This is a genomic window from Pseudomonas sp. OIL-1 (genome assembly GCF_010669185.1).
In the GTDB taxonomy this organism is placed as follows: Bacteria; Pseudomonadota; Gammaproteobacteria; order Pseudomonadales; family Pseudomonadaceae; genus Halopseudomonas; species Halopseudomonas profundi.
On the sequence record NZ_CP048629.1, the window covers coordinates 354,778 to 369,697 of the forward strand.

General features: G+C 59.1%; 16 protein-coding genes. All 16 read right to left on the bottom strand.

Annotation, left to right across the window (positions count from 1 at the left end; genetic code table 11):
- Positions 1 to 22: 22 nt before the first annotated feature.
- The 16 genes from G3M63_RS01700 to rpe all read right to left on the bottom strand — a co-directional run bounded on the left by G3M63_RS01700 (position 23) and on the right by rpe (position 14,869).
- Positions 23 to 1,405 carry a DUF1329 domain-containing protein gene (locus G3M63_RS01700; RefSeq protein ID WP_150300218.1) on the bottom strand — a complete coding sequence of 461 codons (1,383 nt, stop codon included), beginning with the start codon at positions 1,403 to 1,405 and terminating at the stop codon, positions 23 to 25.
- Between the two features lie 116 nt (positions 1,406 to 1,521).
- On the bottom strand, positions 1,522 to 2,016 hold the full coding sequence (locus G3M63_RS01705; protein WP_150300217.1) for a nuclear transport factor 2 family protein: 495 nt from the start codon (positions 2,014 to 2,016) through the stop codon (positions 1,522 to 1,524).
- A 102-nt stretch (positions 2,017 to 2,118) separates the two neighbouring features.
- Positions 2,119 to 2,865, bottom strand: coding sequence for an SDR family NAD(P)-dependent oxidoreductase (locus G3M63_RS01710; RefSeq protein ID WP_163981708.1), 747 nt, complete (start codon positions 2,863 to 2,865; stop codon positions 2,119 to 2,121).
- Positions 2,866 to 2,897: 32 nt separating this feature from the next.
- On the bottom strand, positions 2,898 to 3,317 hold the full coding sequence (locus G3M63_RS01715; RefSeq protein ID WP_150300215.1) for a hypothetical protein: 420 nt from the start codon (positions 3,315 to 3,317) through the stop codon (positions 2,898 to 2,900).
- A 443-nt stretch (positions 3,318 to 3,760) separates the two neighbouring features.
- Positions 3,761 to 4,525: an ABC transporter ATP-binding protein gene (locus tag G3M63_RS01720; protein WP_150300214.1), complete on the bottom strand. Its 765-nt coding sequence runs from the start codon at positions 4,523 to 4,525 to the stop codon at positions 3,761 to 3,763.
- Positions 4,522 to 5,487 (bottom strand): iron chelate uptake ABC transporter family permease subunit, encoded by a 966-nt coding sequence (locus G3M63_RS01725; RefSeq protein WP_218573640.1) that lies wholly within the window; start codon positions 5,485 to 5,487, stop codon positions 4,522 to 4,524. The genes G3M63_RS01720 and G3M63_RS01725 overlap by 4 nt, the downstream gene beginning before the upstream one ends.
- Positions 5,478 to 6,491: an iron chelate uptake ABC transporter family permease subunit gene (locus tag G3M63_RS01730; RefSeq protein ID WP_150300213.1), complete on the bottom strand. Its 1,014-nt coding sequence runs from the start codon at positions 6,489 to 6,491 to the stop codon at positions 5,478 to 5,480. Before G3M63_RS01730 ends, G3M63_RS01725 begins: the two co-directional genes overlap by 10 nt.
- A 117-nt stretch (positions 6,492 to 6,608) precedes the next feature.
- Positions 6,609 to 7,553 carry a siderophore ABC transporter substrate-binding protein gene (locus tag G3M63_RS01735; RefSeq protein WP_150300212.1) on the bottom strand — a complete coding sequence of 315 codons (945 nt, stop codon included), beginning with the start codon at positions 7,551 to 7,553 and terminating at the stop codon, positions 6,609 to 6,611.
- A 206-nt stretch (positions 7,554 to 7,759) separates the two neighbouring features.
- A complete protein-coding gene (locus tag G3M63_RS01740) occupies positions 7,760 to 8,335 on the bottom strand; it encodes a YceI family protein (RefSeq protein WP_150300211.1) in 576 nt (191 codons plus the stop codon).
- A 17-nt stretch (positions 8,336 to 8,352) separates the two neighbouring features.
- A complete protein-coding gene (locus tag G3M63_RS01745) occupies positions 8,353 to 8,925 on the bottom strand; it encodes a cytochrome b (RefSeq protein ID WP_150300210.1) in 573 nt (190 codons plus the stop codon).
- Between the two features lie 155 nt (positions 8,926 to 9,080).
- On the bottom strand, positions 9,081 to 9,875 hold the full coding sequence (gene trpC, locus G3M63_RS01750) for an indole-3-glycerol phosphate synthase TrpC (protein ID WP_150300209.1): 795 nt from the start codon (positions 9,873 to 9,875) through the stop codon (positions 9,081 to 9,083).
- On the bottom strand, positions 9,872 to 10,918 hold the full coding sequence (trpD, locus tag G3M63_RS01755; RefSeq protein ID WP_163981709.1) for an anthranilate phosphoribosyltransferase: 1,047 nt from the start codon (positions 10,916 to 10,918) through the stop codon (positions 9,872 to 9,874). Before trpD ends, trpC begins: the two co-directional genes overlap by 4 nt.
- Positions 10,919 to 10,985: 67 nt before the next feature.
- Positions 10,986 to 11,582 (bottom strand): aminodeoxychorismate/anthranilate synthase component II, encoded by a 597-nt coding sequence (locus tag G3M63_RS01760; protein ID WP_163981710.1) that lies wholly within the window; start codon positions 11,580 to 11,582, stop codon positions 10,986 to 10,988.
- A gap of 10 nt (positions 11,583 to 11,592) precedes the next feature.
- Positions 11,593 to 13,071, bottom strand: a complete 1,479-nt coding sequence (trpE, locus tag G3M63_RS01765) for an anthranilate synthase component I (RefSeq protein WP_163981711.1) — start codon at positions 13,069 to 13,071, stop codon at positions 11,593 to 11,595.
- A 440-nt stretch (positions 13,072 to 13,511) separates the two neighbouring features.
- The gene (locus G3M63_RS01770) at positions 13,512 to 14,192 is read right to left on the bottom strand and encodes a phosphoglycolate phosphatase (protein ID WP_150300205.1); all 681 of its coding nucleotides are present in this window, start codon (positions 14,190 to 14,192) and stop codon (positions 13,512 to 13,514) included.
- Between the two features lie 2 nt (positions 14,193 to 14,194).
- Positions 14,195 to 14,869 (bottom strand): ribulose-phosphate 3-epimerase, encoded by a 675-nt coding sequence (gene rpe, locus G3M63_RS01775; RefSeq protein WP_150300204.1) that lies wholly within the window; start codon positions 14,867 to 14,869, stop codon positions 14,195 to 14,197.
- Positions 14,870 to 14,920 lie beyond the last annotated feature (51 nt).

Consider the following 14,920-nt stretch of genomic DNA (forward strand, 5'->3'; position numbering starts at 1 on the left):
TGTATTTATTGTGGGAGGTAGATCAGCGCACGCCGCTGCCTGTCAATGCACCCGGCTGATAGAACCTCGACGACTTGGCGTCGGCCGGATCGGTCACGATCATCATGCTCTTGCCGGCCTCGTTATAGTCCTGGCGCACATAGGCACCTTTGGTCAGGTCATAGGTTACGAACTCATGGGTGTTGTGACCGTAGGTTTCATAGAACGGGAAGTAATGGGTGGCAGTGACCCGATAGATGTCGCCAGCATCGTCATAGTTGTCGGCCATACCGACAGCGGGAAGATCTTCGTCCCAATAGAACACGCGTCGGGGATATACGTGGCGCTTGCCCTGCTTGAGGGTGGCTTCTACGACCCAGACCCGATGTTTTTCCCAACGCACGCAATCGGGATTGAGGAAGTTCGGCTGGAGCAACTGGTCGTCGCTGCAGCGCTCTGGATCCTGCAGGCTGAAGGTATTGTAAGGAATGTACATCTCCCGCTTGTCGAGCAGCTCGAAGTCATAGCGGTCGAGCGCGCCGTAGAACACCTGTGTCTCGTCAACCACTCCGACGCCGCCGCCGGAGGGACTTGGTGTGTCGTAGGCGATGTCAGGTGACAGCTTGACCCGACGTTGGCCGGGCAGATAGCTCCAGGCACGACGCCCCACGTTCTGCATATCCACCGAGTCATGGATGATGAGCTTCTCACCGGCCTTGCGCGCCGGAGAATCGTAGCTGATGCGCAGCATCTCGATGATTTCGTCGTCAGCGATCGGCTCTGTCCGCGCCGGGTCGTACGGCGGGAAGGTCTGATGCAACGACCATTGCCCGGTGAGCGTGCGACGCCCGCTGGAATCGATCAGCACCGAGTACTGACCTGGCGAGGCATAGGCATACTGGTCATATTTCAGGGTCCGGTTCCACATCACCTCGGAGCCGGTCTCCGGAAGTGGAAACGGCACGCCGGCATAGCAGGTTCCGGCCAATTGCAGACCGTTTTCGGTAAGCCGGCAGGTCTCGGCGTTCTTCAGCGTGTTAGCAATGACATAGTCGGGGTACTTGGCGGTGCGGTGCGAAGGATAGACGTCCATGCGAAAGCCGGGATACTTGCGCAGCATTACCTTGAAACCCTCGCTCACATGCTCAGCATGGTCGTCCAGGTTCTCCGCGGTGACGCTGAACAACGGCTTCTCGTCGGCGAACGGGTCCGGTCGAAAGCCCGGCCGGCTTGGGTCATAGCTTGACGGCGGTTCAAGCCCGCCGTTGTAAGGCGCAATGGTGCCGTCCTCATTGCCCGCCACAATGGCCCCCCAGGGCGTAAGGTCATTGCCCAGCCGAGCGATTTCATCGGCGCCGGGGGCCGCCCAGCCTTCACTGGCAATGCCCACCAGCAACAGCGGAGTCAAGCAGAGCTTCTTGTTCATCGGATCACCTGTTTTGCTTTTTGTTGTTGTCAAGTTAGTGGTTCGACAGCTTGGATAAGCGCCAGAACTCGCCCTTCACAGTGACGGCCGTAGCGCAATTCCGTGACGTTTGTCGGTTATCCCGGATCGCCCGGATTGCCCCAGAGTGCGGTGTACGCCTCGACCACAGCCGGGTCGACAAAGGTGGTTCTGACCCTGACCATGCGGAATTGCCAGTCGCCGTCCGTCCGCACGTACTGATCTTCATAGAGATTGGAAAACCACACCGGTTGCGGCCGCGCCTGGGTGGTAAAGGCAAATAGCCCTGACACTTGCCCCTCGGCCTCGTCGCCTTGCAGATCGATCACCGGGTTGAGCATGTAATGCATGGCGCACTGCCAGTCGACCGCTGCCGCGCGCAGCATCGAAGCGATCTCTTCCCGACCGCGCGCCTGGCCCATTCCAAAATCCAGCACACCGTCGACGCAGAACAGCGAAGCGAAGGCCTCGGCATCACCGAGCTGTCCGTCGACCACATTGGCCAGGTACGCGTACCGGTACCGCAAAGTGCGTATCGCCTCTAGATCGGTAAGGCGCTGTAGTTGCGCCTGCATTTGCTGCAGATCGGTCATTGCGCTTCCTCCGCTCCCAGTCTGGAAGCATTTTGAGTTCTCTCCATCGGCACGCCGTCACCAAGGCGAGACGCGATGTCCGCGTTTCGCTGGCGCTCTGACCTACCTGATGGTTTCGCAATTATCGATCACCAGCTGCGCGCCGTTGATATTGCGTGACTCGTCGGAGGCGAGGAACAGCACCAGGTTGGCTACGTCGACCGGCTGACCTTGACCCAGACTCTTGATCTGCTCCATCCCATTACTGTCGTCGTCCACCTGCTGCATTGCCTGGGCAGTCATCGGGGTGTCGTGGGCACCGGGCGCGATAGCATTGCAGCGAATGCCGTAGCCGTGGTTCTGGCAGTGCACCGCAATGCTGCGGGTCATTGAAAGAATGGCGCCCTTGGCCGCTGCGTACGCAACGATTTCACCGATGCCCTTGACCGCGCCAACGGACGAAACGTTGATGATCGAACCGCCACCGCCCAGCCGCATCGCCGGGATGGCGTACTTGCAGCCGAGCAGCGTGCCCTCGGTCATGACCGCATGGTGGAAACGAAACTCGTCCAGCTCAATTTGCTCGATATCGGCGAATCGTACCAATCCGGCATTGTTCACCAGCACGTCGAGACGGCCGAAGTGAGCCATCGTCTCGGCGATCACCGCTTCCCAGCGCCGTTCATCCCTTACGTCCTGCACCAGAAACAGCGAACCGGGAATTGTTGAGGCCACTTCCCGCCCCATTTCTTCGTTGACGTCCGTGAGCACCACCTTGGCGCCCTCTTCGGCCAAGCGCTGAGCGTCGGCGTAGCCCAACCCGGAGGCCGCACCTGTGACCAGGGCCACCTTGTTCTCTATTCTTCCCATTGTTTACCTCGCGTGTGCATCGATTGTTTTTGTTAGGAGGGCAAAGCCCTGCGCGACGTGCTTTTGGCGGCGACGCGGTACGGCCGCGCCTCGATCTCGCTTGATCGGTCTAATGATGGCCGGCAGGTCACAAGATCTGGCAGCCCTCGATGATCATGAAAAACACCATGTAAGGAAACGGGACGCAGTTTGCTCTTGAACTTGTAGAAATCGTTGAGAGGCACATGAAAGCCGCGTTCCAGCACATCGGTCGGCGAGGTAATGACCACCACGGCAGGTTGTATTGGCTTCTCGTGTGGAGCCCACTCGATTTCGGCGCGATGGCGCCTCAAGGAGACCGTCTGACAACAATCCATGCGATTCATGACGCAGATCAACCGGTCGTTGAGCGCCGTTAGCGTATGGTTGGCCTCAGCCTGCCTGAGCAGAGCGAGAATGGATGGATCGGTCAACTGCCTTTACCTTGTTGTTAGAAAAATCAGGTATTCGGGCTCTACGAGCAGATCTATGGCTACTCGTCTCGTGGATTCAAGCTAGCCCTGCTCTTAAAACAAGTCAAACTGTTTTTTATTTATTTCTAGACTGTCGAACGACGACCTGAAAACCGCGCACATCAGACCCGACGTCAGCCATTCATCAGCGGGCTTCGGCTCTCAAGGAAAGTAGTGAAGCGAATGTGTTCGAGCAGTACCAGGCATCATCGCCCAGGAACATCTGTTCCTGGGCTCTCCTCAGAGCAGCAGCTGCGGTGTTGAGCTGCTTCAACTGCTACGCAACAGTGGCTATCACCAGCCTGACATGCCAATAAGCACTGCTGCCCGCGCAGTACCAGCCGGGACTCACCGCAGGACTGGACAAGCGCTGACGACCCACACAGCAGAAATACTCCAGCTGATCACCCCATCCGGAAATAAACACAGATCCGCTGCCCATCCACGTCATGCACGCCGATATTCATTTGGTACAGGTCGCGCAATACCTCAGTGCGGATAATCTCCTCGGGCGTGCCCTGATACGCCGGTTTGCCATGGCGCATGGCGATGATGTGGTCGGAATAGCAGGAAGCAAAGTTGATGTCGTGGAGCACGACGACCACGGTCTTGCCCTTCTCGTCTGCGGCACGGCGCAACAGTTGCATCATGTCTACGGCAAAGCGCATGTCGATATTGTTCAAGGGCTCGTCGAGCAGTACGTATTCGGTGTCCTGGCACATAACCATGGCGACATAGGCGCGCTGACGTTGCCCACCGGATAACTCATCGATCGGCCGATCGCGGTAGTCATCCAGCCGCAGGTACTCCATTGCCTCGTCCACATGGCGATGATCCTCCGCGGTCAGGCGTCCGCCGGAATGCGGGAACCGGCCGAAGGCAACCAGATCGCGCACGGTCAAGCGTAGGGAGGTCTGGTTATCCTGGCGCAGGATCGATAGCCGCCGCGCCAGGACGTTTCCAGGCGTACGGGTTACGTCCATCCCGTCGACCATGACGCTGCCGGACGACATCGGCGTCAGCCGGCTGATCATCGATAACAGCGTCGACTTACCGGCACCGTTGGGGCCGATAATGGAGGTGAAGCCGCCACGGGGAATACTCAGAGAAACGTTGTCGACTACCAGTGTGTCGCCATACCGTTTGGATACTGCATGGGTTTCGATCATTGTCTGACTCCGCGCATCAGCAGCGCTATGAACAGCAAGCCGCCGGCCAGCTCGATGACCAGCGCCAGCGGCAAGGTTGAGGCAAAAACATGCTCCAGGAGCAACTGGCCGCCGACCAGACAGATCACACCGGCCATCACACTGGCCGGCAACGTCCAACGGTGGCGCTGAGACCCGGTAAACCAGTAAGCGAGATTGGCAATCAGCAAGCCGAAGAACAGCGTCGGACCGACCAGCACGGTGGCGACAGAGACCAGTATGGCGACCACCGCCATCACGCCCAGCACGACACGCTCATAGGCCACGCCCAGATTGATTGCTATATCTCGCCCCAGCGCCAGCACATCCAGACTGCGACGCCAGCGCATGAGCAACAGGCACGCCACCACCAGAACCACGACTGCGACAGCCAGTAACTCGGTATTCATGCGGCTGAAGCTGGCCTGGGCGACGCCCTGACTGATACCGAACTCACTGGGATCCAGCACTCGCCCACCCAGCTCGGACAGTTCCCGGAACAGCATGCCCGCGAGCATACCGAGCAGGATCATCAGGTGCAGGCTACGCACCGATCCGGAAAACAGCACCCGGAACAGCACCAGCGCCAGCGTCACCATGATCACCACCTGCACGGCGAAGCGCAGCGAAGGCGACCATTGCGCCAGTTCGCCGCCGAGCAGCAGCATGCCCAGGGTCTGCACCAGCACGTACAACACATCGAACCCCATCAACGCCGGCGTCAGCAGGCGACTGTGAGTGATGGTCTGAAACAGCACTGTGGAAATACCAATAGCGCAGGCGGCTAGCAGCATGGCTGCCAGGCGGCTGCCCCGGTATTCGAGAATGAAAGCCCAGTCACTCTTCACGTTGAGGGTCATGTAGCCCACCGCGCACAGCAGTGCCAGAGCCACCAGTATCGCCAGCCGAAGCGCGGCGGGATCACGCGATTGCTTCACGCCCACCTGGACCTCCCGTGCAACAGGACGACCAGAAATATCAGGCAGCCGGCAATCGACAGGAGGTTCGACGAGGGCACTTCATAGGGATGAATCAAGAGACGTCCAAGAAGATCCGCCACCAACAACAAGGCCGCGCCCATCAAGGCAATCAGCGGAACGGCCCTGCGCAGGTTGTCTCCAGTAATCAGACGCACCAGGTTCGGCGCCACCAGACCAATGAATGGAATGACGCCCGCGGTCACCACCACGCTGCCGACGATCAGCGATACCAGCACAACGCCCGCAACAAGCAGGCGCGTATAGTTCACACCGACGTTGGTCGCAAAATCGCGGCCCATGCCGATCACGGTAAACCGGTCCGCCAACAGCATCGCTGCGATGGTGAGTGCGGCGGCAATCCACAGCAGTTCGTAACGGCCGCGCAGCACCGCGGAGAAATCTCCGCTGCCCCAGGCGCGCAACGATTGCGCCAGGTCGAAATGGTGCGCCAGCAGGCCGCTGCCGGTATGTACCACAGCTGCGATTACCAGCCCAACCAGCGGAACAATCAGCGCCGAACGCAGCGGCATACGTTTCAGCACGCCCAGGAACAACAGGATACCGCCCGCGGCAAAGCTGCTTACCACAAGAAAACGCGCCAATAATGGCAGGCCTTCCGGCAACAGGATGGCCAGCACCAACATGCCCAGGGCAGCTGCTTCCATGGACCCGGTAGTAGAGGTATCCACCAACCGGTTGCGCGCCATCATCTGCAAAATCGCACCCGCTACCGCCAATGCGGCGCCAGCAAGGATCAGCGCAACAGTGCGCGGCAGCCGGCTGACGAACAGCAGCTTGGAGATACGGTCATCCGGATCGGCGCCGAAGACATTCAGCAGGTTCATGCGGCTGGCGCCGACATTCAAACTGCACAGCCCGAGCACAACGACCAGTGCCAGCAACAGAAACAACCACAGGGCCGCCCGCGAAGGCGACCCTGTGGAGGGTGAAGAAAGGTTATTGGTCATGCTTCCTGCCTGAACGACAAAAGAACCAGGTCTACAGAAACGTCTGCGAACGTAGCGCGCGCGGGTCAGGCATGGCGAAGCACAGCCTGACCGAGCGCAGCAGCGTTACAAAGTCCCTCAACGAGCGGCGGAGAACACCTTGATCAGTTCATCAACGCTGTTCTGCATGACGCCGATACCGCTGTTATCCAGCAGGTACCAGCTGGCCGGATCGAGGTAGACAATCTGATCCTTGCTGCCGGCCGTCGTGGCTTCGACCAGTTCGTTGTCCATCATCTCTGCAGCGGCGGTGCCTTCACGACCAATGGCGGCATCCCGATCCATGACGAACAGCCAGTCCGGGTCGGCTTCCAGCAGGAATTCAAAGGACACTGCCTGGCCATGGCGACCGACTTTGAGGTCTTTCACTGCTTCCTCAACACCGAACACATCGTGGATTAGACCAAAGCGAGTGCCAGGCCCGAATGCTGCCATGCGGCCGCCAGTGGTCAAAATCAATAAGCCGTCGCCGCGGTCAGCGGTCAGCTTTCTCAGTTCGGCAACCGACGCCTTAAGCTCCGCCGTCAGTTCGGCAGCCTTGTCCTGCTTGCCGAATATCTCACCCAGCAACAGCGTGTTGCGCTCGACGCTGCCCAGCAGGTCGTTCGGATCCGGCGTAAGGTCGATGGTGGTACCGAACTTGGTGACTTCCTCGAACTTGCCCTGGGCGCGGCGGCCGAGAATGATCAGGTCGGGCTTGGCATTTTTCAGCGCTTCGAAATCCGGTTCGAAGAGTGAGCCTGCCCTGACGAAATCGCCATCACGGTACTGCTTGAGCATTTCCGGCGGGTTGGACGAGGGAATACCATTCACCTGTACGCCAAGTTGTGCCAACGTATCGAGGGTCGACCAGTCCAATACCACCACGTTCTGAGGATTGGCCGCCACCTGCGTTTCACCACTGTTGTGCGTTACCTTGATCTCCGCTGCCGCCAATGCCGGGCTGGACAGACCCCACATCATGGCAGTAACCAGAAGGCAGCCGGAAAGACGGGCGGAAATACGACTTTGACGAAACGACATGAATAGCATCCTGTGTAAGTTGATGAGCAGATCTGGCCCCTCGCGGCCGGCGTCAGGTAGTTTTAGGGACCGAACCCCTAAACGCGATCAATTCTTGTTTGCATCCTATCAGCATTCGTTTCGCTTGGCTTCATCAGGTTGACAACGGATAGTTCCAGAAACGAAAACGGCGAGCTGAATGCTCGCCGTTTTATGGGATCAGTCGCTTACTGACGGATGCCTTCGATGCTCATTTCCAGCTCTACTTCGGCCGCCGCTGGGCCGAGATCCATGGAAATGTCAAAGTCTTTCATTTTGATAGTGGTGGTTCCTTCGAAACCTGCGCGGTAGCCACCCCAGGGATCCTCTCCCTCACCAATGAACCGGGCATCCAGCACCACCGGCTTGGTCACGCCGTTCAGGGTCAGGTCACCGGTCACCTTGGCGGTATTTTCACCGGTCATTTCAACGTCGGTGGAGATGAAGGTCGCCTGCGGATGCTCGCTGGTGTTCAGAAAATCGTCGCTGCGCAGGTGCTTGTCTCGCTCCGAGTGATTGGAATCGACGCTTGCTGTGTTGATGGTGACATTCACCTCGCTGGCTTCCGGCTTTTCCTCATCCCAGGTAAAAGTGCCGTCGAAGTCGTTGAAGCGGCCATGAAGCATGCTGAAACCGAGGTGGCCCGTCTTGAAGTTGATGAAGGCGTGCTGGCCTTCCTTGTCGATAATATAGTCCGCTGCCTGAAGCGAACCGGACAAGGCGAGCAATCCGCCCAACGCAATGCCTGCAAAGGTCTTTCTCATCTGAATCTCCTGTTTTTTCATGAACTTTGCCGAGGCGCACGTGGCCGCATGCCGAGCATGCGGCGCAGCGTGTCGTCCCGATCGATAAAATGGTGTTTCAACGCGCCCAGAGCATGCAGTCCGGCCAGTACCAATACACTGATCGCTACCCAGTAGTGCACAGCGCCGGCCCGGTCGGCCTGTTGAGGCAGGTCAGTCAGCACTGCGGGAATCTCGAACCAGCCAAACACACTGACACCCTGGCCCTTCGCGGTCGAAATAAGAAACCCACTGATCACAATCACGGCAATCAGAACGTAGAGCAGCGTGTGCACTACGGTGGCCATTCGTTTCTCCCATGGCTGATGGTTCGGGAGCGGCGCAGGACGGGGATTCACCAATCGCCAGACAAGCCGCAACACCATCACAGCGGCCAGGGTGATCCCTATGCTCTTGTGCCAGAAGGGTGCGCTGCGGTAGTAGGCGCTGTAGTAGGTCAGGTCGACCATCCATAGACCCAGAATGGCCAGTCCGATCACTGTCAGGGCGACTGTCCAGTGAAGGGCGACCGCAATCGCGCCATATCGACCGGGAGTATTCTTGAGGTGCATGAAGCCGTCCGTCCGTTGAGATGACAAGGATTCTCACATCGAAACGGTGGGAGTTAAAGCGCAATATGTAAGTAGGAGTTATCGATTAATTCGATGCTCAGCGATCACCGACTCCCGGGTCCTTTGGATCCTGAGTCGGTGGCTGCAGAGAACTACTAGAAGAACAAGCGTTTGAGCTCGGCGCCCGGGTCTTCAGCGCGCATGAATGCTTCACCGATAAGGAAGCCGTAAATGTCATGGGCGAGCATCACTTCCACGTCGGCGCGATTGAGAATGCCACTTTCAGTGATCAACATACGGTCTGCCGGAACCTGCGGGTACAGATCGAGAGTGGTCTCAAGGCTAACATCAAAGGTATGCAGATTACGGTTATTGATGCCAATCAGCGGAGTGTCGATCTTCAGTGCCCGATCCAGCTCGGCGCCGTCATGCACCTCGACCAACACATCCAGCCCGTGGTCCGCCGCAACGCTGGCGAGTTCCGCCATCTGGCTGTCCTCAAGCGAAGCAACAATCAGGAGGATGCAATCGGCGCCAATCGCGCGGGCTTCAACGACCTGATAAGGATCGACCATGAAATCCTTACGGATCACCGGCAGACTACAGGCCGCCCGTGCCTGGCGCAGGTAGTCGTCATGTCCCTGGAAAAAATCCACATCGGTCAGCACTGATAAGCAAGCCGCCCCGCCCTGCTCATAGCTGGCAGCAATATCAGCGGGGACAAAGTTTTCGCGGATGACGCCCTTGCTCGGCGAGGCTTTCTTGATCTCTGCAATGACTGCCGGCTGGCGCTCGGCGGCGCGCTTGCGCAGCGCATCCGCGAACCCACGCGGCGCATCGGCGGCGGCGCTCAAACGTTCCAGCTCGCTAAGTGGCGTCTGCGCGCGGCGTTCTTTTACTTCCTCATGCTTGCGCGCAACGATGTTCTGCAAAATGGTCGGCAGGCTCACTGGGCGGCCTCCTCTCTGAACACCTCGGTGAAGGCAACCAGCTCCGCCAGTTTTTCCCGCGCCATACCGCTATAGAGCGCATCAGAAGCCAGCTCGACACCTTCTTTCAGGGTAGAAGCGTGATCCGCTGCATAGAGCGCCGCGCCGGCGTTCAGAATGATCATATCCGCAGCCCGCTCGCCCGCCTCGGTCTGACGCTTGCCCAGCGCGTCGCGGATCAGGGTGAGGGATGCTTCGGGGCCGTCAACCATCAGTCCGATCAGACTGCGACTGTCGATACCCAGATCCTCGGGGGTGACATCATATTCGGTGATTTCGCCATTACGCAGTTCGGCGATATGGGTTGCCGACGCCAGACTCAGCTCGTCCAACCCATCCCTGGCCGCCACGACCAGCACATGCTTGCTGCCGAGACGTTTGAGCACTTCAGCCATTGGCCGGCACAACTTATCGCTGAACACTCCGAGTACCTGATGCTCGACATTGGCCGGGTTGGTCATGGGGCCGAGGATATTGAACAGGGTGCGCAATCCGAGTTCGCGGCGTGGCCCTACGGCGTGCTTCATTGCACCGTGATGCGCCGGCGCGAACATGAAACCGACCCCCACGCTGTCGACACAACGGGCGACCTGTTGCGGCGACAGATCCAGATTGACCCCGGCTGCTTCCAGCAGATCGGCGCTACCGCTCTTGCCTGACACCGCACGGTTGCCATGTTTGGCCACCTTGGCCCCGGCTGCGGCAACAACAAAGGCCGCAGCCGTGGAAACGTTGAAGATATTCGCGCCATCGCCGCCGGTACCGCAGGTATCGACCAGACGCTGCCCCGGGATATCCACGCCGGAGGCCAGCTCGCGCATGACCATGGCGGCACCAGTGATTTCGTCAATGCTTTCGCTCTTCATGCGCAGGGCGACCAGAAATCCGCCAACCTGCGCATCAGTGCACTGTCCGGTCATGATCTGGCGCATCACCGCCTGCATTTCCTCGGTGCTCAGATCGATGTGGTCGACCACGCGGGCCAGTGCTGACTTGATATCCATGGGTGCTCCTTGTGCAATCAGCCCGAGAGTCTGTTGAAATGTCGTCGCGTGCCGCGACGCAACCTCGTCAGTTTCTCAGGCCGCCCTGTTGTTTGAGGAAGTTGTCCAGCAGCTCGTGGCCCTGGTTGGTCAGAATCGATTCCGGATGGAACTGTACGCCTTCGATCATATAGTCGCGGTGACGCAGCCCCATGATCTCATCGATCGAACCGTCTTCGTGCTGAGTCCAGGCAGTAATCTCCAGACAGTCCGGCAACGGCTCGCGGCTGACCACCAGCGAATGGTAGCGGGTGACGGTCAAGGGATTCTCCAGCCCGGCAAACACACCTGTATTCTCGTGATAGACCGGGCTGGTCTTGCCGTGCATGACCTGGCGCGCGCGAATGACTTCGCCGCCGAACGCCTGGCCAATGCTCTGGTGCCCCAGACAGATACCCAGGATCGGTAACTTGCCGGCGAAATGCTTGAGCACCGGGACCGATACGCCAGCCTCGTTCGGGGTGCAGGGACCGGGCGATACAACGATGCGCTCGGGCTTGAGCGCTTCGATCGCCTCCAGGGTCAGCTCGTCATTGCGAATGACGGTGACCTGCGCGCCAAGCTCGCCGAGGTACTGCACCACGTTATAGGTGAAGGAATCATAATTATCGATCATCAGCAGCATGTCTTGATCCTCACTCGACGGATTGTTCAGCCAGGGCGACAGCCCTGAACATGGCGCGGCGCTTGTTGATGGTTTCTTCCCATTCCAGCTCGGGTACCGAATCGGCAACGATGCCGCCGCCGGCCTGCACATGCAGCTCTCCGTTCTTGATCACGGCTGTGCGAATGGCGATGGCGGTATCCATATTACCGTTCCACGCCCAGTAGCCGACCGCGCCGCCATAGACGCCGCGCTTGACCGGCTCCAGCTCATCGATGATTTCCATGGCGCGTATCTTCGGCGCGCCGGACAGCGTGCCTGCGGGCAGTATGGCGCGCAGCGCGTCCATCGCGGTGAGCTCCGGAAGCAGCTGCCCCCGCACATTCGACACAATATGCATGACGTTGGAATAGCGCTCGATCACCATTTTCTCGGTGAGCTGTACCTTCCCGATCTGGGACACGCGGCCTACATCGTTGCGGCCCAGATCGATGAGCATCAGGTGCTCTGCCAGCTCCTTGTCATCCGAGAGCAGGTCTTGCTCCAGCGCCAGGTCAGCTTCCTCGGTGGCGCCGCGGGGCCGGGTACCGGCAATCGGGCGCACTGTGACCTCGCCGTCTTCGACACGCACCAGCACTTCAGGCGAGCTACCGACCACATGAAAGTCGCCGAAGTTGAAGAAGTACATATAAGGCGTCGGATTCTGACTGCGCAGCGCGCGGTACAAATCGATGGGCTCTGCCTTGAAGTTGATACTCATGCGCTGGGATGGCACAACCTGCATGCAATCGCCGGCGAGAATGTATTCCTTCACCCGGTCAACCGCTTGCTGATAGTCCTCCCTGGTGAAGGTGGCGCGATAATCCAGCTCGCGGTCCAGCGGTACGTCCAGATTCAGGTTTGAACGCTGCGTCAATGGCTGGCGCAGTTTGCCGAGCAACAGGTCGAGCCGCGTGCAGGCTTCCTCATAGGCCTCGGGGCGAGCCGGATCAGCCACTACGATGGCGTGCAGCTTGCCGGCCAGATTGTCGAACACCACGATTTCCTCGGACACCATCAGCAGGATGTCAGGTGTTTTCAAGGGATCAGGATTCGGACACTGAGCCAGGCGTTGCTCGACGTAACGCACACAGTCATAACCAAAATAGCCAACCAGGCCGCCATTGAAACGCGGTAGCCCCGGAACGTCGGCTACCCGATAGCGCGCCTTGAAGGTTTCGACGAAGGCCAGCGGATCAGCGCATTCATGGCGCTCGGTCTCGACGTCGTCCACCAGCACCTGACACAGATGTCCGGTTACCCGCAGAACAGTCCGTGCAGGCAAGCCGATGATCGAGTATCTGCCCCATTTCTCGCCGCCCTGCACCGACTCCAGCAAATAGGAATAGGGGCCATCGGCAAGCTTGAGATAGGTTGATAGCGGGGTGTCCAGGTCTGCCAGCACATCACGCACAACAGGTATGCGGTTGTAGTCCTGGCTGGCCAGATGGAGGAATTCTTCGCGGGTCATGATCAGCCTCACAGGGCGGGGTAATTGTCAGACACAAACCGGTGCCCGCGTAATACGCAGGCGGAACAATTTCAGGTACGCCAACGCCAGCGGGCGAGCGCCTTCATCATTCTCATCAGTATGCGGTTGCTGACAAACACGGCTGATCCATGGAGTACGGGGTGGAAGCTAGGGTCTGTTGACGTTTCGTCGCGAGCCGCGTTGCTGTGTCAAATGACGCCAGGCAAGGCGCGGGACGCAGGTAATGGTTGCTCCCTTGCCAAGTCACGCAACGCGGCATGGCGTCATTTGACACGCAACCCGCAGGGACGGGGCCCGTTTAGCGCAGCCCTGCGTTACTCGTCGCTCATTTGGAACAACCAAATTTCATTCCTCGCGCCTTGTTCTGCACTAAACGGGCCTCCGTCGCGGCCGCGACGAAACGTCAACAGACCCTAAGGCTATATGAGCGCGTCAAGTGAATCAACCAGCAGATCGGGGTTTTCCTCAGCTATGGGGCGCCCGTGGTTATAACCGTAAGGCACCGCAACCACCCGCACACCGGCAGCACGCGCCGCCAGCACATCGTTGCGCGAGTCGCCGATGAACAGGCTGTGCTCTGGCTCCACCTGCGCCAGTCGCATGACGTGAAGCAGCGCGGCAGGGTCGGGCTTTTTAACTGGCAAGGTGTCGCCACCTATCAACCACTCGAAAAACCCTGCGATACCCATCTCCGCCAACAAGGGCGCAACGAAACGCTGCGGCTTGTTGGTGACCACCGCCATTTTCAAGCCCTGATGCTGCAGCCAATCGAGACATTCCGCGACGCCGGGATACAGGGTCGTGAGTTCGTGCGCGCCACCGTAGGCCTGCAGAAACACCTGCAGCGCCGCCTCGGCCTCATCGTCGTCGACACCGGCGTGATCCACCGACCCCGCCAGCGCCCGGCGCACCAGTACCGGCGCACCGTTACCCACCCAATCACCAACCTGTTCGAGACTGGCGGGCGCACGGCCGCGCTGACCGAGCATATGGTTTACCGCAGCGGCCAGATCGGGCACCGAGTCAACCAGCGTGCCGTCCAGATCGAACATCACCAGTTGCGGCAAACCGCCATCGAAGAGTTGGCGCAGTACTGACATGCTCAGCGCTGGACCTTGGCCAGCTCGGCGCGCATCTGGTCAATCACAGCCTTGTAGTCCGGCTTGTTGAAAATGGCCGACCCGGCAACAAAGGTATCGGCGCCTGCTTCGGCGATTTCGCGGATGTTGCCCTCGTTCACGCCACCGTCGATTTCCAGACGGATGTCACGTCCGCTGGCATCGATCAACGCCCGCGCCTCGCGCAGTTTATCGAGCGTGCCGGGGATAAACTTCTGCCCACCGAAACCGGGGTTGACGCTCATCAGGAGCACCATGTCGACCTTGTCCATCACATGCTTGAGGCTATCCAGCGGTGTGGCCGGGTTGAATACCAGACCGGCCTTGGCGCCCCCTTCCTTGATCAGCTGCAGTGACCGGTCGATGTGTTCGCTGGCTTCCGGGTGAAAGGTGATATAGCTGGCGCCGGCGTCGAGAAAATCGCCAATGATGCGGTCGACCGGTTTGACCATCAAATGCACATCAATGGGCGCGGTGATGCCGTATTTGCGCAGCGCGCTGCACACCATCGGACCTATGGTCAGATTGGGTACGTAATGGTTGTCCATTACATCGAAGTGGACGATATCCGCCCCGTCGGCCAGTACGCGATCGACTTCCTCGCCCAGGCGGGCAAAATCGGCTGACAGAATGGATGGGGCGATCGCGTATTCAAACATGACAGGACCTCAGCGGTAAATTCGGGACCGCCATAGTCTACCGCAAGGATT